Origin of the sequence: Micromonospora sp. NPDC048887, assembly GCF_040649715.1 — a bacterium.
Classification (GTDB): Bacteria; Actinomycetota; Actinomycetes; order Mycobacteriales; family Micromonosporaceae; genus Micromonospora.
Genome location: NZ_JBEZGA010000023.1, coordinates 1 through 20,305, shown reverse-complemented (window position 1 = coordinate 20,305; position 20,305 = coordinate 1). Strand labels below are relative to the sequence as shown.

Genomic DNA, 20,305 nt, shown 5'->3' with positions numbered 1-20,305 from the left:
CCCCTCCTCTACCTGAGGCGTTAAGAGGGGGCCCTTCCTTAAGCCGACTCGCGCAGCACCAGCTCCGTGGGCAGCACCAGCGCCTGCTCGACCGTCTCGCCCGCGGCGATGCGCAGCAGTTGCCGGGTCATCGACCGGCCCAGCTCCACTATCGGCTGCCGCACTGTGGTCAGCGGCGGCTCGGTGTACGCGGCCGTCTCGATGTCGTCGAACCCGATCACCGCCACGTCCTCGGGCACCCGCCGTCCCGCCTCCCGCAGCGTCCGCAGGGCGGCGTGCGCCATCAGGTCGGAGGCGGCGAACACGGCGTCCAGCTCCGGGTCGGCGGCGAGCAGTTCGCGCATCGCGGCGGTGCCGGACTCCCGGGTGAAGTCGCCGTACGCGACCAGCTCCGGCAGCCCGGCCCCGGTGATCGCGTCGCGGTAGCCGATCAGCCGCTCGATCCCGGCGACCATGTCCTGCGGCCCGGCGATGGTGGCGATCCGCCGCCGCCCGCTGGTGATCAGGTGCTGGACCGCCGTGCTGACGCCGCCGGTGTGGTCGACGTCCACGTACGGCACGTCGGCGCCGTCGAGCGGCCGTCCGCTGCACACGACCGGGATGCCGAGGCGGGCCAGCCGGCCGGGCAGCGGGTCCTCGCCGTGCAGCGAGGCGAACAGCACCCCGTCGACGTGCCGGCCGGTGGTGTACCGCTCGACCCGTTCGTGCCCGGCCGGCGAACCGGCGAGCATCAGCACGAGCTGCTTGTCCGCCGCCTCCAGCTCCTGCGCGGCGCCCCGGATGATGCCCGGGAACACCTGGTCGTCGGAGAAGACCCGGGTGGCCGCCTCGGGCATCACCAGCGCGACCGAGTCGGTCCGCTGGGTGACCAGGCTGCGGGCGGCGAGGTTCGGGACGTACCCGAGTTCCTCGACCGCCCGGCGTACCGCCTGCCGGATCGGCTCCGCGACTGTGGTCGAGCCGTTCACCACCCGGGAGACGGTGGCCCGGGACACGCCGGCCAGCCGGGCCACCGCCTCCAGGGTCGGTCGCTGTGCCGTCGTCATCCCCGTTACCACCACCTCGTCACAGCCCGTTCCGGGCGATCACCTCCTGGTACCAGCGGGCACTGCGCTTGGGTGTGCGCCGCTGGGTCAGGTAGTCGACGTGGACGATCCCGAACCGCTTCCGGTAACCCTCGGCCCATTCGAAGTTGTCCAGCACCGACCATACGAGATAACCGCGCAGGTCCACGCCGCGGGCGATGGCTTCGTGCGCCGCGCGCAGGTGCCCGTCGAGGTAGGCGACCCGGTCGGCGTCGGCCACCGCGCCGTCGGTGTCGCTGTCGGTGTCCGGGAACGCCCCGCCGTTCTCGGTGATCATCAGCGGGAGCCCGGGGTGGTCGGCCGCCACCCGCTCCAGCAGCCGGGTCAGCCCGGCCGGCTCGATCGACCAGCCCATGTCGGTGAGCGGCTCCTCGGGCGGCAGGAACTCGACCAGCCCGGCGGTGCCCGGGTAGGCGTCGCTCCCGGCGCCACCCGGCCGCCCGGCCACGTAGGTGGGCGCGTAGTAGTTCAGGCCGAGCAGGTCCAGCGGCGCGGCGATCAGCTTCTCGTCCCCGTCCCGGACGAAGTCGGGCGCGACGATCCGGCTGACGTGGGCCAGCACGTCCTCCGGGTAGCCGCCGCCGGTGAGCGGGTCCAGGAAGATCCGGTTGTGCAGGCCGTCGACGAGCCGGACCGCTTCGGCGTCCGCGGCGCTACCGGCGTCCGCCGGCTGCACGTCGGCCAGGTTGAGCGTGACCCCGAGCGTCTGCGCGCCGGCCGCGCGCAGCGCCCGCGCCGCCAGGCCGTGGCCGAGCAGCAGATGGTGTACGGCCCGGAACGCGTCACCGGCGTCGCGGCGGCCCGGGGCGTGCACCCCGTTGCCGTACCCGAGGTAGGCCGAGCACCACGGTTCGTTGAGCGTGGTCCAGGTGCGGACCCGGTCGCCGAGGCGGCCGTGCACGGTGAGCGCGTACTCGGCGAAGTGCTCGGCGGTCTCCCGGACGGTCCAGCCGCCCCGGTCCTCCAGCGCCTGCGGCAGGTCCCAGTGGTAGAGCGTGACGATCGGGTCGATGCCGGCGTCCAGCAGCGCGTCGGTCAGCCGGTCGTAGAAGTCGAGTCCGCGCGGCTCGACCGGGCCGGTGCCGTCCGGCCGCACCCGGGGCCAGGACACCGAGAACCGGTACGCCCGCAGCCCCAGCTCGGCCATCAGCGCGACGTCCTCGGCGTACCGGTGGTAGTGGTCGCAGGCCACGTCGCCGGTGTGTCCGGCGAACACCGCGCCGGGCGTACGGCTGAAGGTGTCCCAGATCGACGGGCCGCGACCGTCGTCGCGGGCGGCGCCCTCGATCTGGTACGCGGCGGTGGCCCCGCCCCAGACGAACCCTTCGGGGAATCGCATCTCACTCACGCCTTGACCGCACCTTCCATGATCCCGCCGATGATCTGGCGGCCGAAAACGACGAATACCAGCAGCAGCGGCAGCGTGGCGATGGCCGTGCCGGTGAACACCTGCGACATGTCCTGGTAGTACCCGTCGGAGAGGGCCCGCAGCGACAGCTGCACAGTCGGGTTCTCCGGGTCGTTCAGGACCGCGTACGGCCACAGGAAGTCGTTCCAGGTGGTCATGAACGTGAGCAGGCCGAGGACGGCGGCGGCCGGGCGCAGCGCGGGCAGCACCACGTTCCAGTAGATCCGCGCGGTGTTGCAGCCGTCCATCCGGGCCGCCTCGATCAGTTCGGTGCTGACCGCCTGGCCGGCGTACTGGCGCATCATGAACACGCCGAATCCGGTGACCAGTGCCGGCACGATCACGGCGGGCAGCCGGTCGTTCCAGTTCAGCTTGGTCATCAGCAGGTAGAGCGGGATGACGCCGAGCTGGGTTGGGACCATCATGGTGGCGACGATGACCAGCAGCAGCGCGTTGCGGCCACGGAAGCGCAGCTTGGCGAAGGCGAACCCGGCCAGGGTGGAGAAGAACACCACCGAGACCGTCACGGTGACGGCTACGATCGCCGAGTTGATCAGGCCGGTCAGGAAGTACGCGTCGGTGTTGTCGAACAGCCGGGCGATGTTGGCGCCGAGGTTGCCGCCGGGGGTGAGCGGCGGCGGCACCTGGCCCATCGTGTCGCTGGTGCGGCTGGCGACGACGAACATCCAGTAGATCGGGAAGATCGACAGGACGGCCGAGAGCGTCAGCGCCAGGTAGGTGAGCCGGCTTGCCGACCAGAGGCGGGTCATCGGGAGACCTCCTTGCGGGAGCCGCCGCCGAGCCGGCGCAGGAGCAGGACGTTTATGGCGGCGACCACGGCGATCAACGCGAACAGCAGCCAGGCGACGGCCGAGCCGTAGCCGAAGTTGTAGTGCGGCGCGAAGGCGTTCTCGAACATGTACATGGTCACCGTCTGCGACTCCCGCAGCGGCCCGCCGCGGATCGCGTTGGTGCCGGAGTTGAACATCCGCGGCTCGGTGAAGAGCTGGAGGCCGCCGATGGTGGAGATGATGACCGCGAAGATGATCGTCGGCTTGAGTAGCGGCACGGTGATGGCCCAGAACTGGCGTGCCCGGCCGGCGCCGTCGATCGCCGCCGACTCGTACAGGTCGCGGGGGATGGCCTGCATGGCGGCCAGGAAGATCAGCGCGTTGTAGCCGGTCCAGCGCCAGTCGACCATGGTGGAGATGGCGACCCAGGCGGCGAACCGGTTCGCCTTCCAGTCGATCGCGTTGATCCCGATGTGGTCGAGCAGCCAGTTGATCATGCCGAACTCGCGGCCGAACAGCACCGCGAACACGATCGCCACGGCGGCGGTCGAGGTGACGTTCGGGATCAGCACCGCCATCCGCCAGGTGGTACGGGCGCGCAACTGCCGGTTGAGCAGGTTGGCCAGCCAGAGTGCGGCGAGCAGCTGGGGAACCGTGGAGATCACGAAGATGCCCAGCGTGTTCACCACCGAGTGCCAGAAGTCCGTGTCGGCGAGCAACTGCGTGTAGTTGTCGAAGCCGATGAACGGGTGCTCCGCGCCGAGCAGGTCCCAGTCGTGCAGCGAGACCCAGAACGTGTACGCCAGCGGGTACGCCCCGAAGACGCCGAACAGCAGGAAGAACGGGGCGATGAACAGGTACGGCGAGTATTTGGTGTCGAGCCGGCTGAGCCGGTTGCCCAGGCCGGGACGGGTGGGACGGGGTGCCGGTGCGACCGGCGGGCGGGCGTCGAGCTGGACGGCCATGACCCGGGACTCCTTTCCGCCGTGCGGGCGGCCCCCGTGGCCGGGTGGCCGCCCGCACGCGCTGCTCGGGTTACTTGGCGGCGGCCTTCTCGGCGTTGGCGACCGCGTCGGTCCAGCCCTGCTCCGGGGAGCGCTTACCCAGCTCCACCGAGCGGACGGCGTTCTCCACCTCGGTGCGTACGGCCTGGTTCTTCGGTCCCATGTAGACCGGCTTCAGGCTCTTGGCGCCGGTGGCGAAGATCTTGCCGACGGGCGCCTCGGAGAAGTAGGCGTTCTTCGAGTCGAGGATCGCCGGGTCCTCCAGCGCCTGCGGCGAAGAGGGCAGGGGACCCTTCGCCTTGAACGCGCCGATCTGGCCCTTGGTGCTGGTCAGGAACTTGGCCAGCTCGATCGCCTCGGCCTGGTGCTTGCTCTGCTTCGGCACGGCGAGGAACGAGCCGCCCCAGTTGCCGCCGTTGCCGGGGATCTGGGCGATGTCCCACTTGCCCTTGGCGGCGGCGCCCGCGTTGCCCTCGATCACGCCGGTCATCCAGGCCGGGCAGGCGATGGTGGCGAACTTCGACTGCTTGAACGCCGACACCCACTCCTCGGACCAGGAGCCGTACTTGCCGGACAGCCCGGAGTCGATGATGTCCATCGTGGTGTCGTACGCCTGCTTCACCGCCGGGTTGCTGCCCACGACCAGGTTGTTGCCGGTGTCGTAGTAGCTGTAGCCGCTGCTGTTGCCGGCGGTCTGGAGCAGGATCGTGTTGAACGTGTTCGTCGCGGCGTCCAGGAACGACGCGCCGGTCTTCTTCGCGGTGAACTGCTCGCCGACCTTGATGTAGTCCTGCCAGGTGGGCCAGAGCTTGGACACCGCCTCCCGGTCGGTGGGCAGGCCGGCCTTGGCGAACAGGTCCGTGCGGTAGCACATCGCCATGCCGCCGACGTCGGTGCCGAGGCCGATGAGCTGCTTGCCGTCGGCGGTGAGCCCCTGGTTCCACTTCCAGTCGAGGAAGTTCCCCTTCAGGTCGGCCGCGCCGTGGTCGAGGAGGTTGACGAAGTTCTGCGGGTTGGCCTTGTACTCGACGAGCAGGCCCTCCTCGATGGCGACCACGTCACCGGCGCCCTTGCCCGCGGCGAGCCACTGGGTGAGCTTCGGGGAGTACTCGTCGAGGTTTCCGCCGGTGCCCCGCTCGACGATCTTCACGCCGGGGTGGCTGGCCATGTACTCCTGGTAGAGATCGGCGTAACCGAACTGGCCGAAGACGTCGACGGTGAGCGTTATCGGCCCGTCGGCTGCGGCGTCGTCGTCACCGCCGCCGCAGGCGGTGGTGCCGAGCAACGCGGTGGCGGCGACCAGGGCCACCGCCGCCAGGCGGCGGCGCGTGAAGGTGAGCATCTGTCCTGACCTCTCGGGTCGTCGAAACGGGTGGTGGAAGGCGGTTCCGGAACTAAGAGAGCGCTCTCACGACAGCGTGGTGGAGGGTCCCGGACCTTGTCAAGAGAGCGCTCTCAGAGCTGTCCGAAAAGAAACGGAGAGGGACGGCCGCCGTCCCTCTCCGTCCGGTGCCCGTCGTCAGCCGACCCGCAGGCCCCCCAGCAGGGCCGAGTCGCCCGCCACGTCCAGCGCGTCGAAGCTGATCCGGCCCATCAACGCCAGCAGCAGATCGCTCGCCGTGCCGGACACCTGCGCCCGCGCCCGGTGGTCGTCGTGGTCGAGGATCGTCGCGGTGTCCAGCAGCGCGACCCCCTCGCCCCGCAACCGCAGATACCACTCCTGCGCGGCGTCGGTCGCGTTCAGATGCACCACGCCGTGCCACTGCCCGGGCCGTACCCGCCGTCCCGCCGGCAGCCAGGTGTCCAGCACCTCGCTCACCCCGTCGGCCGCGAGCTTCGCCTCGATCGGGTCACCCGCACCGATCGCGAGCTGGGCGTCCCAGCGGTGGACGGCGGTCTCGTGCGCGACCCGGCGCGGCCAGAAGGCGGCCTTCTTCGGCTGGGGCGCGAAGTTCCAGGCCGGCGCCTCCGGATCCGTCGCCTCCAGCAGCGCGCTGATCCGCTCGTACTCCCGCGTGTACCACTGCGCCGCGGTCAGACCCGCGGGCGGCTCCGGGTCGTGCCGCTCCGGCCGGGCCGTCCCGCCGGCGGTCAGGACGGTGCCCACCCAGATGTACGCGCGGGTCAGGTGATGAGCGAGGTCGGTGACCGTCCAGCCGGGACAGGACAGCACGGGTGTCTCGGGCGGCGCCTCTGTCACCGCCACGGCGAAGGCGGGGCCCTCCGTGCGCAGCGCGCCGATCCAGAAGTCCTTCGTGTGGTGCAGTCTGCTCATCGCCATCCTCCCGGGGGTGACCGGGCCACCAGTGGGTGCTCCGGCTACCCCTCAGCCTAGGGTGAAAGGCGTGTCAGACGTCTACGCCGAACCGGCGACTGCCGGTGACCCGACCGATCCGGCCACCCTGGCGCGCTACACCACGCTCCGGCTCGGCGGCCCCGCCGGGCGGCTGGAGGTCGCCGGGGATGCCTCCCAGATCGTACTAAAGGTGCAGGAAGCGGAAGCCCGTGAGCAGGCGGTGCTGGTGCTGGCGGGCGGCAGCAACGTCGTGATCGGCGATCAGGGCTTCCCCGGCACCGTCGTGCTCGTCCGCTCCCGGGGGTTCCAGGTCGTCGCCGAGGACGGCGACACCGTCACGGTACGTGTGCAGGCCGGCGAGCCGTGGGACGACCTCGTCGCCGCCACCGTCGAGCGCGGCTGGTCCGGACTGGAGTGCCTCTCCGGCATCCCCGGGTCGGCCGGCGCGACCCCGATCCAGAACGTCGGCGCGTACGGCCAGGAGGTCGCCGAGACGATCGTCGCCGTCGAGGCGTACGACCGGACGGAACGCCGGGTGGTGCGGATCGCGGCGGCCGACTGCGGGTTCGCCTACCGGGGCAGCATCTTCAAGTACAGCGACCGCTGGGTGGTGCTAGCGGTCGACTTCCAGCTCACCAGGTCGCCGCTGTCCGGTCCGGTCCGCTACGCCGAACTGGCCCGGGCGCTCGGCGTCGAGGTGGGCGACCGGGTGCCGCTCGCCGACGCCCGGGCCACCGTGCGCGAGCTGCGCGCCGGCAAGGGCATGGTGCTCGACCCGGCCGACCCGGACACCTGGTCGGTGGGCTCGTTCTTCACCAACCCGGTGCTGCCGGTCGAGGCGTTCGCGCAGGTGCGGGAGCGCGCCGCCGACCTGGGGGAGCCGCCGCACTGGCCGGGCGCCGACGGCACGGTGAAGCTCAGCGCGGCGTGGCTGATCGACAAGGCCGGGTTCGGCAAGGGGTACGCGGGCCCGGAGGGCGTCGCCATCTCCAGCAAGCACACGCTCGCGCTCACCAACCGCTCCGGCACCGCCAGTACGGCCGCGCTGGTGGCGCTGGCCCGCGAGATCCGCGACGGCGTGCAGTCCCGCTTCGGCGTCCCCCTACACCCCGAGCCAGTCCTCATCAACTGCACCATCTGACCCCACCCCGCCCGCCTCACCCCCGCGATGTTGCACTTCCGGCCCTTGGTGCGGGCGGTTCAGCGGGGGGAGACGGCGGGCCAGGGGAGGGTCAGGTAGCCGTGGCGCCAGGTGCGGGGGGTGTCCTGGATCGGCCAGCCCGCCTCCTTCACCACCTCGACCGTACGCAGCCAGCGCTGGCGAGGGCCGAACGGGGCGTACCCGGCGGCCGAACGCCAGGCGTGTTCCAGCGCCTCGATGAGGTCGTGGACGCGTTCCCCCGGCACGTTGCGGTGGATCAGCGCCTTCGGCAGCCGCTCGGCGAGCGTGGCCGGGCTCTCCAGCGTGGTCAGCTTCGCCGACAGGGTGAGCGTGCGCGGGCCGGTGGCGTCCAGCAGCACCCAGGAGCCGAGCCGCCCCAGCTCGTCGCAGGTGCCCTCGACCAGCAGCCCGCCCGGCGCGAGCCGCCCGGTGACGGTACGCCAGGCGTCGGCCACCTCGCTCTCGTCGTACTGGCGTAGGACGTTTAACGCCCGGACCAGCGCGGGACGCAGCCCGGCCAGCTCGAAGCCGCCCCGGGCGAACGTCAGCCCGGGTGGGTCGGCGGCGGCCGAGGCGGCGGTGACGCGTACCGGATCGATCTCCAGGCCGACCACCCGCACGTCGGCGCGGACCCCGGCGGCGAGACGGGCCCGCAGTTCGACGGGGGTGACCGGGGTGGCGCCGTAGCCCAGGTCCACCACGAGCGGGTCGGCGGCGGCGCGCAGCGCGTCGCCGCAGGTCTCGACGATCCAGTTGTCCACCCGCCGGAGCCGGTTGGGGTTGGTGGTGCCCCGGGTGGCCACGCCGAGCGGACGCTCCATCAGGAGATCCGGTGCACCTTGTGCTGCGCGGCCTGGGCCAGCGGGCGGACCACGAGCCGGTCGATGTTGACGTGGTGCGGGCGGGTCGCGCACCAGGCGACGCAGTCGGCCACGTCGTCGGCCACGAGCGGTTCGGCGACTCCGGCGTAGACCGCCTCGGCCCGGTCGGCGTCGCCGCCGAAGCGGACCAGGCCGAACTCCTCGGTCTTCACCATGCCGGGGTCGATCTCGACCACCCGGACCGGGCGGCCGCACAGCTCCAGCCGGAGCGTTCCGGCGATCGCGGTCTGCGCGTGCTTGGCGGCCGTGTAGCCGCCGCCGCCCTCGTAGACCACGTGCCCGGCGGTGGAGCTGACGATCACGACAGTGCCGGCGCCGGAGCGCTCCAGCGCCGGGAGCAGCGCCTTGGTGACGCGGAGCGTGCCGAGCACGTTCACGTCGTACATCCATTGCCAGTCGCCCACGTCGGCGGACTCGACCGGGTCCAGGCCGCGCGCGCCGCCGGCGTTGTTCACCAGCAGCGTGACCGGCCCGGGGGCGGCCTCGGCGGCGGCGGCCAGGGCGGCCACCGACTCGTCCGAGGTCACGTCGCAGGCCACCGCCGTCGCCGCGCCGCCAGCCGCCTCGATCTCGGTGACCAGCGCGGCCAGCCGGTCGGTACGCCGGGCGGCGGCCAGCACGTGGAAGCCCTCGGCGGCGAGCCGGCGGGCGGTGGCCGCGCCGATGCCGCTGGACGCCCCGGTGACGATGGCGATGGAAGTCATCCGGTCATTGTCTCCCGTCGCCGCGCCGGGCGGCGGGATGAGGTCCGTCACGCCCGGGACCCGGCGGAAAGCATTTCCGTACCCCGATGGGGAAGATGACATCCGGCACACGGGTTGACCGAGAAGCGCCGGTCGTGCGGGACGGCATCAACCGTGACAGAGGGAGCGGACGTGGCGGATTTGCACACCGGTGTCGGTCGTCAGCGAGGTGCCCTTCCGTGGCCGCGGCCCCGCCGTATCGCCACCCTGTCGGTGCACACGTCGCCGCTGCACCAGCCCGGCACCGGTGACGCGGGCGGCATGAACGTCTACATCCTGGAGGTGGCCCGGCGGCTGGCCGAGGCCGACGTCGAGGTGGAGATCTTCACCCGGGCCACCGCCGGTGACCTGCCCCCGGTGGTCGAGGTGGCGCCCGGGGTGTCCGTCCGGCACGTCACCGCCGGCCCGCTGGAGGGGCTGACCAAGGAGGAGCTGCCGGGTCAGCTCTGCGCCTTCACCGCCGGGGTGCTGCGCGCCGAGGCCGCCCGCCCGCCGGGCCACTACGACCTGATCCACTCGCACTACTGGCTCTCCGGGCAGGTCGGCTGGCTGGCCAAGGAGCGCTGGGGCGTACCGCTTGTGCACACCGCGCACACCCTGGCCAAGGTCAAGAACGCCCGCCTCGCCGCCGGCGACCGTCCCGAGCCGAAGGCCCGGGTGATCGGCGAGGAGCAGGTGGTCACCGAGGCGGACCGGCTGGTCGCCAACACCCGGGTGGAGGCCCGCGACCTGCTCGACAGGTACGCGGCCGCCCCGGACCGGGTGGCGGTCGTGGAGCCCGGCGTCGACCTGGATCGGTTCCGCCCGGCACCCGGCGACCGGGACGCCGCGACCCGGGCCGCGCGCCGCCGGCTCGGCCTGCCGGCCGACGGGTACGTGGTCGCGTTCGTCGGCCGGATCCAGCCGCTCAAGGCGCCGGACGTGCTGGTCCGCGCCGCCGCCGCGCTGCGCGAACGGGACCCGGCGCTGGCCGACGAGCTGACCGTGGTGATCTGCGGCGGGCCGAGCGGCAGCGGCCTGGACCGGCCCACCGCCCTGATCGAACTGGCGCACGCGCTCGGCGTCGCCGACCGGGTGCGTTTCCTCCCGCCGCAGACCGGCGGTGACCTGCCCGCCCTCTACCGCGCCGCCGACCTGGTCGCGGTGCCGTCGCACAACGAGTCGTTCGGGCTGGTCGCGCTGGAGGCCCAGGCGTGCGGCACGCCGGTGCTTGCCGCCGCCGTGGGCGGCCTGGTCACCGCGGTACGCGACGGCGTCAGCGGCGTGCTCATCGACGGGCACGACCCGGTCGACTGGGCCCGGGCGCTCGCCCGCCTGCTGCCCGACCGGGCACGCCGTGCCGCGCTGGGCCGGGGCGCCGAGCGGCACGCCCGGGACTTCTCCTGGCAGCGCACCGCCGCCGGCCTGCTCGCGGTCTACGGGGAGGCGATCACCGAGCACCGGGCCCGGCTGGCGCGGCGGTGCGGCGACCCGGCCCTGCTGTGCTCCTGGTGACCGTCACCGGCCACCGGGCGGCCCCGGTCCGCCGGTCGTAGAGTGGGTGCGATGAGCCGCAGGAGTGAGGTCGCCGCGCTGATCGAGTCCGTCTGCGCGGAGCGCGAGCTGGAGTGGGAGTCCACGGGCGAGGCGTCGTACGCGGTGACGCTGCCCGGCACGCACAAGCTCAAGACGATCTGCAACCTGATCGTGGGTGAGCACGCGCTGCGGGTCGAGGCGTTCGTGATGCGCCAGCCCGACGAGCGCCGCGAGGAGCTGTGGGCCTGGCTGCTCCAGCGCAACGCCCGCATGTACGGCGTCTCGTTCTCCATCGACTCGGTCGGCGACGTCTACCTGACCGGGCGGGTCAACCTGGCCGGGGTCGACGCCGACGAGCTGGACCGGCTGCTCGGTTCCGTGCTGACGTACGCCGACGAGTCGTTCGACAGCATGCTGGAGATCGGCTTCGGCACCGCCATCCGCCGGGAGTGGGAATGGCGGGTCAAGCGCGGCGAGTCGACGGCGAACCTGGCCGCGTTCGCGCACCTCTTCGAGCCCTCCGCGACCGCCGGTTCGTCCGCCGGAGGTTCGGAGCCCTCCTGACGGGTATGCCGCCCCGCGCGGTGCGGAGCACTGGGACCCACCGCGGGCCGAGGACGGACTGTCGAGGAGCGTGTCCCATGGCTCAGCGCAACAGCTCAGGTCGCGGCACGACTGCGACCCGGACCAAGCGGCAAACCGGCAACCAGACGCCGAACACCCCGAGGGTGTCGGAGTCGGCGATCTCACGGATGAAGGTCGACGACCTCCGCAGCCAGCTTCGGCGGCGCGGTGTCTCCGGGATCTCCGCGCTGCGGAAGCCGGAACTGGTGAAGACCCTGGCGCGCACCATGCGTGGGGAGGGCGGCGCCGCCCGGCGCAGCTCCGGCCCGGCCGGCCGGCCGTCGGCCACCCGCAAGAGCACCGCCGCGAAGAAGACCACAGCCCGCCGGGCGACGTCGCCGGCCAAGTCCGCGCCGGCCGCGCGGGCCACCGGCGCCAGGGCCAAGGCGGCGGGTACGCGCAAGGCGGCACCCGCCCGCGCGAAGGCGACCTCGTCGCGGGCAACGGCGACGTCGGCTCGGGCGAAGGCGGCCCCGTCGAGGGCGAAGGCGGCCCCGTCACGGGCGAAGGCGGCCCCGTCACGGGCGAAGGCGGCCCCGTCACGGGCGAAGGCCGCTCCGTCGCGGGCGAAGGCGGCGCCGGCTCGGAAGGCGTCGTCCGCTCGGGCGCAGAGCGCGCCGACCCGTGGCCCGGCATCCAGCCGGTCGATCGGATCGTCGCAGCTCATCACGTCGCTCGCGGACCGGCCGGAGCGTCCGGGCCGGAGCCTGGTCACCCGTAACCACGAGGTGATCCAGCGCTGGGCGCGGGCGCGGGGCGCGAAGCCCGCCACCATCGCCGGCACCGAGCGCGGCAACCGGCCCGGGGTGCTCACGTTCAACATCCCCGGCTACCGGGAGAGCAGCCGGATCCGGGAGATCACCTGGGACGACTGGTTCCGCACGTTCGATCTCCGGCGGCTGAACCTGATCTATCAGGAGCAGATGCGGGACGGCCGGCAGAGCAACTTCTTCCGGACCGAGAACCCGAATCGCGAGGACGGCTGAGGTTTACGGGAATGGCGGACGGGAACGCCGTGGTGCCACTCCAGGGACGACAACAGGGACAGCCGGGTTTCCGACAGGGCGCTGTGACGGGCAAGACAGCGATCTGGGTTGAATCCGGAATCCGGGCGAACTAACTTTATTGCACCGCGTCACGCTTGTTTCCGTTCGGGGGAGCGGTGGATCGATCAGGTCCGCGCAGGCGAGACGCGAAGATCGGGTGGAGCACACCGTTGGGGGACGGTGCCACCCGTGGAACCGGCGGCGCGAGCGGGCGACGCTTACGGGGGTGAGTGTCGCCCGCCGCCGCCGGGCGTACGGTCAGAGCGCCCATCTCGACGGGGGTCGGGGTGGGCGCTCTGCCGTTGTCCCGAGCCCCTTCAGCCGGTGGCACCGACCGGCTCCGCAGCCGCCGCCCGCAGCGCGGCCACCCGCCGTTCCCGGCGCGGCCCGGCGAGCAGGTGCCCGGCGGCGGCCAGCAGACCGAGCGCGCCCACCACCAGCCAGTGCCGCTCGCCGAGGTGTTCCAGGCTGATCCCGCCGAGCGCGGGCGCCACGAACGACGCGGCCGGGAACGTCAGGTAGAAAACCGACTGGTAGCGGGCGCGCAGTTCCGGCGGCGCGAGGTCCGCGTTGATCTGTGCGTTCGGCGGCGCGGCGAGCATCTGCCCGACCGTCCAGACCACCGCCGCGCCGAGGTAGAGCGGCAGCCCGTCGGCCATCGTCAGCGCACCGAACCCGAGCGCCATCAGCCCGGTGGAGGCGGCCAGCACGCTCGACTTCCGGTACGGCTCGATGAGCCGCGGCACGAACAGTTGCCCGGCCACGATCAGCGCCCCGCCGAGTGCCACCACCAGCCCGTACGCCGACGGGCGCAGGCCGTCCGCGCGCATCGCCAGCGGCATGATCGTCGAGGTCTGCATGGTCAGCACGGCGAGCAGGAACGTCAGCCCGACGAACACCAGGAACGTGCGGTCGGTGAGCGCGGTGCGTAGCCCGGGACGGCGTCCGACCACCGCCCGTGGGGTGAGCGCCGGCCGCCGGGTGAGCGTCTCCGGCACCTTCAGCGCGATCACCACCGCCGCCGCCAGCGTGGCACCGGCGTCGACCAGGAACAGCGCCGTGAAGCTCGCCTCGGCGAGGATGCCGGCCAGCAGCGAGGCGACCGCCATGCCCAGGTTGAACGCCCAGAACTGGAGGTTGAACGCGCGGGAGCGGCGGGCCTCCGGCACCACGTCCACGATGGCGGCCACGAACGCCGGGCTGGGCATCGAGTGCGCCACCCCGACCAGCGTGGCGAGTACGGCGATCGCCGCCAGGTGCGTGCTGAACGCCAGCGCCGCCATCAGCCCGGCGGCGGCCAGGTGGGCGGCGAGGAGCGTGGCCCGCCGTCCCCAGCGGTCGGCCAGGACGCCGCCGAGCAGCGTGCCGGCCGCGCCGCCGATGCCGTACGCGCCGACCACCAGCCCGGCCAGCGACGGCGGGACGCCTCGCGCGGCGGTCAGGTAGAGCGACAGGAACAGCAGCGCGAACGCGCCCGCCCGGTTGATCAGCAGGCCGGACCAGAGGTACCAGAACGTGGCCGGCAGTCCGCCGGCCGTGTCGTCCCACCAGCGCCCCAGGCCGCGCACACGTCCTCCAGAAAGGTTTCCTTACGATTCCTCCCCGTACCGTATCGATCCGCCTCGGGCAGGGCGCGCGCGGGCGCACTCAGGAACCGGCCCGGACCGGTTCGGCGGGTGCGGTGGCAGCGGCCTCGCCCGCCTCGGGCGCCGGGGCGGCGGTGACGGTGACCGGCGCGACCGGCGTGCCTGCGGCGCGCAGGGCGACCGCGCGGCGCTCCCGGGCCGGGCCGGAGACCAGGTGGGCGACCGCCGCCACGACACCGATGCCCGCGCAGCCGAGCCAGAGCGCGCTGTTGCCGGCGTGCTCGCGCACCAGGCCGCCGAGGATCGGCGCGGCGGCGCCGGCGAGCTGCCAGGACAGCGAGAAGGCGCCCTGGTAGCGGCCGCGCAGCGCGGCCGGCGACAGCTCCGCGATCAGGGTGGCGTTCGACGGCGAGTTGAGCATCTCGCCGACGGTCCAGATCAGCACGGTGAGGCCGTAGAGCCAGACCGTGTCGGCGAACGCGGTGAGCCCGAACCCGGCGCCCATCACCAGCGCCGCGAGCGCCAGCACGTGCGAGCGGCTGCGGCCCTTGATGAGCCGGGGTACGAACAACTGGCCGAACACGATGAGCACGCCGTTCAGTGCGATCACCGAGCCGTAGGTGGCCGGGCTGAGCCCGGAGTCGCCCATGGCGATCGGCAGCATCGAGATGTGCTGGAGGAACACCAACGCGGCGAGCAGGTTGAGCGCGACGAAGCCGAGGAACACCCGGTCGGCAAGGATGGTGCGCAGCGCGCCGGCCGGCGCCGGCATCCCCTTGGCCGGGAGCGCGGTCACCGGGCCGCGTGTCTCGCCGACCCTGGCGAAGATGATCAGCGCGGTGACCAGCGTGGTGGTCGCGTTGACCAGGAACAACAGCAGGTAGCTGCTCTGCGCGGCGAAGCCGGCGAGCACCGCGGCGCAGGCGAAGCCGAGGTTGATCGCCCAGTAGTTGAGCGAGAAGGCACGCAGCCGGTCCTTGTCCGGCACCACGTCGATCATCATCGCGCCGAAGGCCGGGCGGGCCGCCTCGGCGAACGCGCCGAGGAGCAGCGCGCCCACGGCGACCGCCCACAGCGGACGGGCGAGGCCCAGCGCGACCATCATCCCGGCCGCGCCGACGTGCGCGACGAGCAGCGTGGGCCGCCGTCCCCAGCGGTCGGTCAGGGTGCCGCCGATAGTGGTGCCGACTGCGCCGCCGGCACCCCAGAGGCCGATCACCAGACCGGCCTGTGCGGCGGAGAAGCCGCGTTCCTGGGTGAGGTAGATGGCCAGGAAGATCAGCACGAAGGAGCCGAGGCGGTTGATCAGCGTGCCGGCCCAGAGGTACCAGAACGTCCGTGGCAGGCCACCCGCCGTGTCCTGGAACCAGCCCCGTACCGTCCGCATCCCGACGCCCCCGATTGGTAATGACCGACCCCTGTAAGACGCCTTACAACCTAGTGCCGGGCCGGAGCCGTGGTCATCAGGATTTCCACGTGGTGGTCGTCACCACAGGTCGCCGCGTGTCCGCCCGCGCCGTACGGCAGGATGATCGGCATGACTGCGAGCGAGGGGCCCACCGTCGGGACGCTGGTCCTGCTGCGGCACGGCGAGAGCGACTGGAACGCCAAGAACCTCTTCACCGGCTGGGTCGACGTCGACCTGACCACAAAGGGGGAGACCGAGGCGCGGCGCGGCGGCGAACTGCTGCGCGAGCACGACCTGCTGCCGGACGTGGTGCACACGAGCCTGATGCGCCGGGCCATCCGCACCGCCGAGCTGGCGCTGAACGCCGCCGACCGGCACTGGATCGCGGTGCGCCGGTCGTGGCGGCTCAACGAGCGCCACTACGGCGCCCTGCAGGGCAAGGACAAGAAGCAGACCCTCGACGAGTACGGCGAGGAGCAGTTCATGCTCTGGCGCCGCTCGTACGACACGCCGCCGCCGCCGATCGACGACGCCGACGAGTGGTCGCAGGTCGGCGACCCCCGGTACGCGCTGCTGCCGACCGAGCTGATGCCGCGCACCGAGTGCCTGAAGGACGTCGTCGACCGGATGCTGCCCTACTGGTACGACTCGATCGTGCCGGACATCCTGGCCGGCCGGACCGTGCTGGTGGCCGCGCACGGCAACTCGCTGCGCGCCCTGGTCAAGCACCTCGACCAGATCTCCGACGAGGCGATCGCCAAGCTGAACATCCCCACCGGCATCCCGCTGCGCTACGACCTGGACGCCGATCTGCGTCCGCAGGTGCTCGGCGGGACCTACCTGGACCCGGACGCGGCGAAGGACGCCGCCGCCGCGGTGGCCAACCAGGGCCGCTGAGGTGTAAGGAAGGGCCCCTATTAACGCCTGAGGTAGAGGAAGGGCCCCTTGTTAACCCGACGCGTTAACAAGGGGCCCTTCCTTGCACGCGGTCAGGCGGAGGTGGAACCGGTGATCAGGTAGACCACGTGCTCGCCCGCGTTCACCGCGTGGTCGGCGAAGCGCTCGTAGAAGCGCCCCAGCAACGTCGCGTCGATCGCCGTCTCCACCCCGTACGGCCAGTCGTCGCCGAGCAGCACGCCGAACAGGCTCTTGTGCAGGTCGTCCATCGCGTCGTCGTCACGGTCCAGCTCGGCGGCCACGGCGGCGTCCGGCTTGGCCAGCACCGAGCCGATCTTCTCGGCCATCCGGTCGGCGATCCCGGCCATGTCGGTGAAGACCGGCCGCAGCTCCGCCGGCACCGCCGGGGACGGGTGCCGGCGCAGTGCCGTCTTCGCCACGTGGTCGGCCAGGTCGCCCATCCGTTCGAGGTCGGCGGCCACGTGCAACGCGGTGATCATCGCGCGCAGGTCGGAGGCGACCGGCGCCTGCCGGGCCAGCAGGTCACAGACCCGCTCCTCCACGTGCCGGTACAGCTCGTCGATCTCGGCGTCCCGCGCGATCACCGTCTCGGCGGCCGTCCGGTCGGCGGTGAGCAGCGCCTTCGTGGCCTGGCGCATGGCCGCGCGTACCGCCTCGGCCATGTCCACCAGCAACTGGCTGACAATCTGCAGGTCGGCCCGGAACTCGTCGCGCATCGTCACTTCCTGGGGTCGGTTGCCGCCACCTGGAGGGGTACGGCAGGAGCAGGTGCGCGACCCACGCTAGGCCGAACGGTCGGCACCAGGGTGAACGCGGGTGAACGACGCTGGGCCCGCAGGTGAACTTTGCCGAAAGCGAGAGTGATTCGTCCCCCTGTGACCGATCTCCGGGTTAACAATGACCCTACGATCGCCGGGTGGAATGGGCGGTGGCCGTCGTGGTGGCCGGAGCGCTGGTGACCGGGCTGGTCGCCGGGGCGCTGCTGTCCGGACCCGTTGACGAGTGGCGGCGCCGCAGGGCGTCGCAGGGCGGCGGGATCCTCCGTCGTGACGCAGGGAGGACGAACATTCCGGACGACCAGCAGGGGGGCCTGCCCGGGCTCGGCCGCAAGACGATCGACTCGCTGCGCGCCGGCGTGGTGGTGCTCGACCTGGACGACGTGCCGGTGCTGGTGAACCCGGCCGCCCGGGCGATGGGTCTGCTCCGTACCGGGGCGACGCCCGGGTCGATCGCGGCGCACCCGTTGATCCGTACCCTCGCCGGGCAGGTCCGCCGCACGGGCGTGCGGCGCGAGATCGAGCTGGACCTCCCCCGGGGCCGCGACGGCGGTGGGGACAACCCGCTCGGCGTGCACCTGCGGGCGATGGGACTGGGCTCCGGCTACATCTCCGTCGAGGCGGTGGACGTCACCGAGTCGCACCGTCTCGCCCGGGTACGCCGGGACTTCGTCGCGAACGTCAGCCACGAGCTGAAGACGCCGATCGGCGCGCTGCAACTGCTCGCCGAGGCGCTCGTCGACGCCACCGAGCCGGCCGCCGACGGCGCACCCGACCTGTCCGAGGACCTGGTCGCCGCGCGGCGGTTCGCCGAGCGGATCCAGCACGAGTCGACCCGGCTCGGCCGCCTCGTGCAGGAGCTGCTGGAACTGACCCGTCTCCAGGGCGCCGAGCCGCAACCCGCCCCCGAGCCGGTCTCGGTGGACTGGGTGCTCGCCGAGGTCGTCGACCGGACCCGCACCGCGGCCACCGCCCGCCGGGTGGAGATCGCCGTCGGCGGGCAGCGGGGCCTGACCGTGTACGGCAGCGACAGCCAACTGGCCACGGCGGTGGCGAACCTGGTGGAGAACGCGATCAACTACTCCGGCGAGGACACCACGGTCCGGGTGACCGTCACCGGCACCGAGGAGCACGTCGAGATCGCCGTGGCCGACCAGGGCATCGGCATCGCCCCGAACGAGGTCGACCGGATCTTCGAGCGCTTCTACCGGGCCGACCAGGCCCGCTCCCGGTCCACCGGCGGCACCGGCCTGGGCCTGGCCATCGTCAAGCACATCGCCAGCAACCATGGCGGCCGGGTGGACGTGTCGAGCACCCTTGGTGGGGGATCGACGTTCACTCTCCGGCTGCCCGCACGCCCCCCGGACGACCTGGAGACGACACTCGCCTCCGCTGGGATCGAGGCCGGCCCGGCCGAGCTCCGGCAGGTCTGACCACAGGAAAGGAAACACCCGTTGAGCCGCGTACTGGTGGTCGAGGACGAGGAGTCGTTCTCCGACGCCCTGTCCTACATGCTCCGCAAGGAGGGGTTCGAGGTCTCCGTCGCCGCGACGGGCCCCGCCGCCCTCACCGAGTTCGACCGGACCGGCGCCGACATCGTGCTGCTCGACCTGATGCTGCCGGAGATGTCCGGCACCGAGGTCTGCCGGCAGCTCCGCCAGCGCTCGCACGTGCCGATCATCATGGTCACCGCGCGGGACAGCGAGATCGACAAGGTGGTCGGCCTGGAGATCGGCGCCGACGACTACGTGACGAAGCCGTACTCGCCGCGTGAACTGGTCGCCCGCATCCGGGCGGTGCTGCGCCGGCAGAGCGCCGAGTCGAACGAGACGGGTGCGCCGACGCTCGCCGCCGGGCCGGTGCGGATGGACATCGAACGGCACGTGGTGACGGTCGGCGGCGCCGGGGTGCAGCTCCCGCTCAAGGAGTTCGAGCTGTTGGAGCTGCTGCTGCGCAACGCCGGACGGGTGCTCACCCGGGGGCAGCTGATCGACCGGGTCTGGGGCGCCGACTACGTGGGCGACACCAAGACGCTGGACGTGCACGTGAAGCGGCTGCGCTCCAAGATCGAGCCGGAGCCGTCCGCCCCGCGCTACATCGTCACGGTCCGCGGCCTCGGCTACAAGTTCGAGCCCTGACCCCTCCGCCGCCGTGGCTCGCGCGCCGACCCACGCCGATCTTGGAGTTGTGGCTCCCCGAATTGCCCTTTTGGTGCAGGTTCGCGAGGTACCACAACTCCAAGATCGATGAACTCGCCCCAGACCGCAGCGGATCCTCGTACGCGCTGACCGCTACCACCCCCTGAACGCCGCGATCTTGCACTTCGGTACCCCGCATAGCGCGCGAATGGGGCATCCGATGGGCTCAAACTGCAAGATCGCCGGTTTGTCCCGCAGTGCCCGCCTCCCGCCCACGATCTGCCCCGCCCGAGGGCGTCGATCATGAAGTTGACGGCGCTCGGTGTCCGTTTTGTCGCCGCCAACCTCATGATCGCCGGGCACCGGGTGCCGGGTGACCCGGGAGTGCCTCTCGGGGGTGATCAAGGGGTTTGTGTCGTCGTTGGCGCAGAAGGCTGCCGCAAAGTCCTTGATCACGGGTGGCAGGGCGCGGTGCTGGGGGCGGGACTTGGGGGTTTGGGGTGGGTGTCTGGTTCGGGGGTGGTGGGCGGCACTCTGGGGGTGGAATCGTCGGCGGGCCGGTGGCGTTGTAACCGGGTGAACGACCGAGCGCGGCTCGCCCCAGGCGGGGCGGGTCCCGGGGAATCTCGCCGGGCCGCCACGCGTTGAGTACGGTTCTGGCGGCGTGAGGCCCGCACCTGCTATCCCGGGTGCGTGAGACGTCCTCGGGAATCATCCCGGGCCGCCGGTCGTTGGACATCCTTCCGGCGCCGCGAGAGGCCCCGCCCCGTGAGTAGCCGAACCCCCTTGAGACTTTGAGCGCCTGACGGTGCCCCCGCATCCCGTCCCTCGGGTGCGTCGACCCCCGAATGGAGCCCCCTCATGAACACGATCCTGCGTAAGAGCGTCCTGGGTATCGCTGGTCTGGCTTTCACCGGTGGCGTG

18 protein-coding genes are annotated in these 20,305 nt (G+C 72.1%); 7 read left to right on the top strand and 11 right to left on the bottom strand.

Annotated features, from left to right (window positions below):
- Window positions 1–38: 38 nt before the first annotated feature.
- From AB0C17_RS26515 to AB0C17_RS26490, 6 genes are all read right to left on the bottom strand, one after another.
- Complete coding sequence (locus AB0C17_RS26515) at window positions 39–1,046, bottom strand: LacI family DNA-binding transcriptional regulator (RefSeq protein WP_357389211.1); 1,008 nt, start codon at window positions 1,044–1,046, stop codon at window positions 39–41.
- A 19-nt stretch (window positions 1,047–1,065) separates the two neighbouring features.
- Window positions 1,066–2,433, bottom strand: coding sequence for a GH1 family beta-glucosidase (locus AB0C17_RS26510; protein ID WP_357480976.1), 1,368 nt, complete (start codon window positions 2,431–2,433; stop codon window positions 1,066–1,068).
- On the bottom strand, window positions 2,430–3,263 hold the full coding sequence (locus AB0C17_RS26505; RefSeq protein ID WP_357389207.1) for a carbohydrate ABC transporter permease: 834 nt from the start codon (window positions 3,261–3,263) through the stop codon (window positions 2,430–2,432). Before AB0C17_RS26505 ends, AB0C17_RS26510 begins: the two co-directional genes overlap by 4 nt.
- Window positions 3,260–4,249, bottom strand: coding sequence for a sugar ABC transporter permease (locus AB0C17_RS26500; RefSeq protein WP_357389205.1), 990 nt, complete (start codon window positions 4,247–4,249; stop codon window positions 3,260–3,262). The genes AB0C17_RS26505 and AB0C17_RS26500 overlap by 4 nt, the downstream gene beginning before the upstream one ends.
- 70 nt (window positions 4,250–4,319) lie before the next feature.
- Window positions 4,320–5,630 (bottom strand): extracellular solute-binding protein, encoded by a 1,311-nt coding sequence (locus AB0C17_RS26495; RefSeq protein WP_357389203.1) that lies wholly within the window; start codon window positions 5,628–5,630, stop codon window positions 4,320–4,322.
- 177 nt (window positions 5,631–5,807) lie between these two features.
- Window positions 5,808–6,563, bottom strand: coding sequence for a maleylpyruvate isomerase family mycothiol-dependent enzyme (locus AB0C17_RS26490; RefSeq protein ID WP_357389201.1), 756 nt, complete (start codon window positions 6,561–6,563; stop codon window positions 5,808–5,810).
- 70 nt (window positions 6,564–6,633) lie between these two features.
- Here AB0C17_RS26490 and AB0C17_RS26485 point away from each other — a divergent pair, with 70 nt between their 5' ends.
- On the top strand, window positions 6,634–7,725 hold the full coding sequence (locus tag AB0C17_RS26485) for a UDP-N-acetylmuramate dehydrogenase (RefSeq protein WP_357480973.1): 1,092 nt from the start codon (window positions 6,634–6,636) through the stop codon (window positions 7,723–7,725).
- 59 nt (window positions 7,726–7,784) lie between these two features.
- Here AB0C17_RS26485 and AB0C17_RS26480 read toward each other — a convergent pair whose 3' ends face one another.
- Together AB0C17_RS26480 and AB0C17_RS26475 are read right to left on the bottom strand one after the other, a co-directional pair.
- Window positions 7,785–8,567 carry a class I SAM-dependent methyltransferase gene (locus AB0C17_RS26480; protein ID WP_357389197.1) on the bottom strand — a complete coding sequence of 261 codons (783 nt, stop codon included), beginning with the start codon at window positions 8,565–8,567 and terminating at the stop codon, window positions 7,785–7,787.
- Complete coding sequence (locus AB0C17_RS26475) at window positions 8,567–9,331, bottom strand: SDR family NAD(P)-dependent oxidoreductase (RefSeq protein WP_357389195.1); 765 nt, start codon at window positions 9,329–9,331, stop codon at window positions 8,567–8,569. Before AB0C17_RS26475 ends, AB0C17_RS26480 begins: the two co-directional genes overlap by 1 nt.
- A 171-nt stretch (window positions 9,332–9,502) precedes the next feature.
- On the opposite strand from AB0C17_RS26475, the gene mshA reads away from it, so the two are divergent.
- The 3 genes from mshA (at window position 9,503) to AB0C17_RS26460 (ending at window position 12,495) form a co-directional block, all read left to right on the top strand.
- Window positions 9,503–10,864: a D-inositol-3-phosphate glycosyltransferase gene (gene mshA, locus AB0C17_RS26470; protein ID WP_357389193.1), complete on the top strand. Its 1,362-nt coding sequence runs from the start codon at window positions 9,503–9,505 to the stop codon at window positions 10,862–10,864.
- Window positions 10,865–10,915: 51 nt separating this feature from the next.
- On the top strand, window positions 10,916–11,449 hold the full coding sequence (locus tag AB0C17_RS26465; RefSeq protein ID WP_354868468.1) for a YbjN domain-containing protein: 534 nt from the start codon (window positions 10,916–10,918) through the stop codon (window positions 11,447–11,449).
- Window positions 11,450–11,526: 77 nt separating this feature from the next.
- Window positions 11,527–12,495: a hypothetical protein gene (locus AB0C17_RS26460; RefSeq protein WP_357480970.1), complete on the top strand. Its 969-nt coding sequence runs from the start codon at window positions 11,527–11,529 to the stop codon at window positions 12,493–12,495.
- A gap of 377 nt (window positions 12,496–12,872) precedes the next feature.
- Here the strand turns inward: AB0C17_RS26460 and AB0C17_RS26455 are convergent, their stop codons facing one another.
- Together AB0C17_RS26455 and AB0C17_RS26450 are read right to left on the bottom strand one after the other, a co-directional pair.
- Complete coding sequence (locus tag AB0C17_RS26455) at window positions 12,873–14,123, bottom strand: MFS transporter (RefSeq protein ID WP_357480967.1); 1,251 nt, start codon at window positions 14,121–14,123, stop codon at window positions 12,873–12,875.
- 79 nt (window positions 14,124–14,202) lie between these two features.
- Entirely contained in the window at window positions 14,203–15,528 is a 1,326-nt protein-coding gene (locus AB0C17_RS26450) for an MFS transporter (protein WP_357389187.1), read from the bottom strand.
- A gap of 150 nt (window positions 15,529–15,678) precedes the next feature.
- Between AB0C17_RS26450 and AB0C17_RS26445 the strand changes: the two genes are divergently transcribed.
- Complete coding sequence (locus AB0C17_RS26445; protein ID WP_357389185.1) at window positions 15,679–16,446, top strand: phosphoglyceromutase; 768 nt, start codon at window positions 15,679–15,681, stop codon at window positions 16,444–16,446.
- A gap of 92 nt (window positions 16,447–16,538) precedes the next feature.
- On the opposite strand, the gene phoU is transcribed toward AB0C17_RS26445, so the two are convergent.
- A complete protein-coding gene (phoU, locus tag AB0C17_RS26440; protein WP_357389184.1) occupies window positions 16,539–17,183 on the bottom strand; it encodes a phosphate signaling complex protein PhoU in 645 nt (214 codons plus the stop codon).
- A 320-nt stretch (window positions 17,184–17,503) separates the two neighbouring features.
- Between phoU and AB0C17_RS26435 the strand changes: the two genes are divergently transcribed.
- A complete protein-coding gene (locus AB0C17_RS26435) occupies window positions 17,504–18,676 on the top strand; it encodes an ATP-binding protein (RefSeq protein WP_357389278.1) in 1,173 nt (390 codons plus the stop codon).
- A 21-nt stretch (window positions 18,677–18,697) separates the two neighbouring features.
- A complete protein-coding gene (locus tag AB0C17_RS26430; RefSeq protein ID WP_030272198.1) occupies window positions 18,698–19,381 on the top strand; it encodes a response regulator transcription factor in 684 nt (227 codons plus the stop codon).
- Window positions 19,382–20,305: the final 924 nt, after the last annotated feature.

What these genes read in the sequence shown, in the direction of transcription:
- phoU (WP_357389184.1), bottom strand. Translation starts at nt 17,183, where the DNA reads ATGCGCGACGAGTTCCGGGCCGACCTGCAGATTGTCAGCCAGTTGCTG.
- AB0C17_RS26515 (WP_357389211.1), bottom strand. Translation starts at nt 1,046, where the DNA reads ATGACGACGGCACAGCGACCGACCCTGGAGGCGGTGGCCCGGCTGGCC.
- AB0C17_RS26460 (WP_357480970.1), top strand. Translation starts at nt 11,527, where the DNA reads ATGGCTCAGCGCAACAGCTCAGGTCGCGGCACGACTGCGACCCGGACC.
- AB0C17_RS26505 (WP_357389207.1), bottom strand. Translation starts at nt 3,263, where the DNA reads ATGACCCGCCTCTGGTCGGCAAGCCGGCTCACCTACCTGGCGCTGACG.
- AB0C17_RS26495 (WP_357389203.1), bottom strand. Translation starts at nt 5,630, where the DNA reads ATGCTCACCTTCACGCGCCGCCGCCTGGCGGCGGTGGCCCTGGTCGCC.
- AB0C17_RS26445 (WP_357389185.1), top strand. Translation starts at nt 15,679, where the DNA reads ATGACTGCGAGCGAGGGGCCCACCGTCGGGACGCTGGTCCTGCTGCGG.
- AB0C17_RS26490 (WP_357389201.1), bottom strand. Translation starts at nt 6,563, where the DNA reads ATGAGCAGACTGCACCACACGAAGGACTTCTGGATCGGCGCGCTGCGC.
- AB0C17_RS26480 (WP_357389197.1), bottom strand. Translation starts at nt 8,567, where the DNA reads ATGGAGCGTCCGCTCGGCGTGGCCACCCGGGGCACCACCAACCCCAAC.
- AB0C17_RS26475 (WP_357389195.1), bottom strand. Translation starts at nt 9,331, where the DNA reads ATGACTTCCATCGCCATCGTCACCGGGGCGTCCAGCGGCATCGGCGCG.
- AB0C17_RS26500 (WP_357389205.1), bottom strand. Translation starts at nt 4,249, where the DNA reads ATGGCCGTCCAGCTCGACGCCCGCCCGCCGGTCGCACCGGCACCCCGT.
- AB0C17_RS26465 (WP_354868468.1), top strand. Translation starts at nt 10,916, where the DNA reads ATGAGCCGCAGGAGTGAGGTCGCCGCGCTGATCGAGTCCGTCTGCGCG.
- AB0C17_RS26450 (WP_357389187.1), bottom strand. Translation starts at nt 15,528, where the DNA reads ATGCGGACGGTACGGGGCTGGTTCCAGGACACGGCGGGTGGCCTGCCA.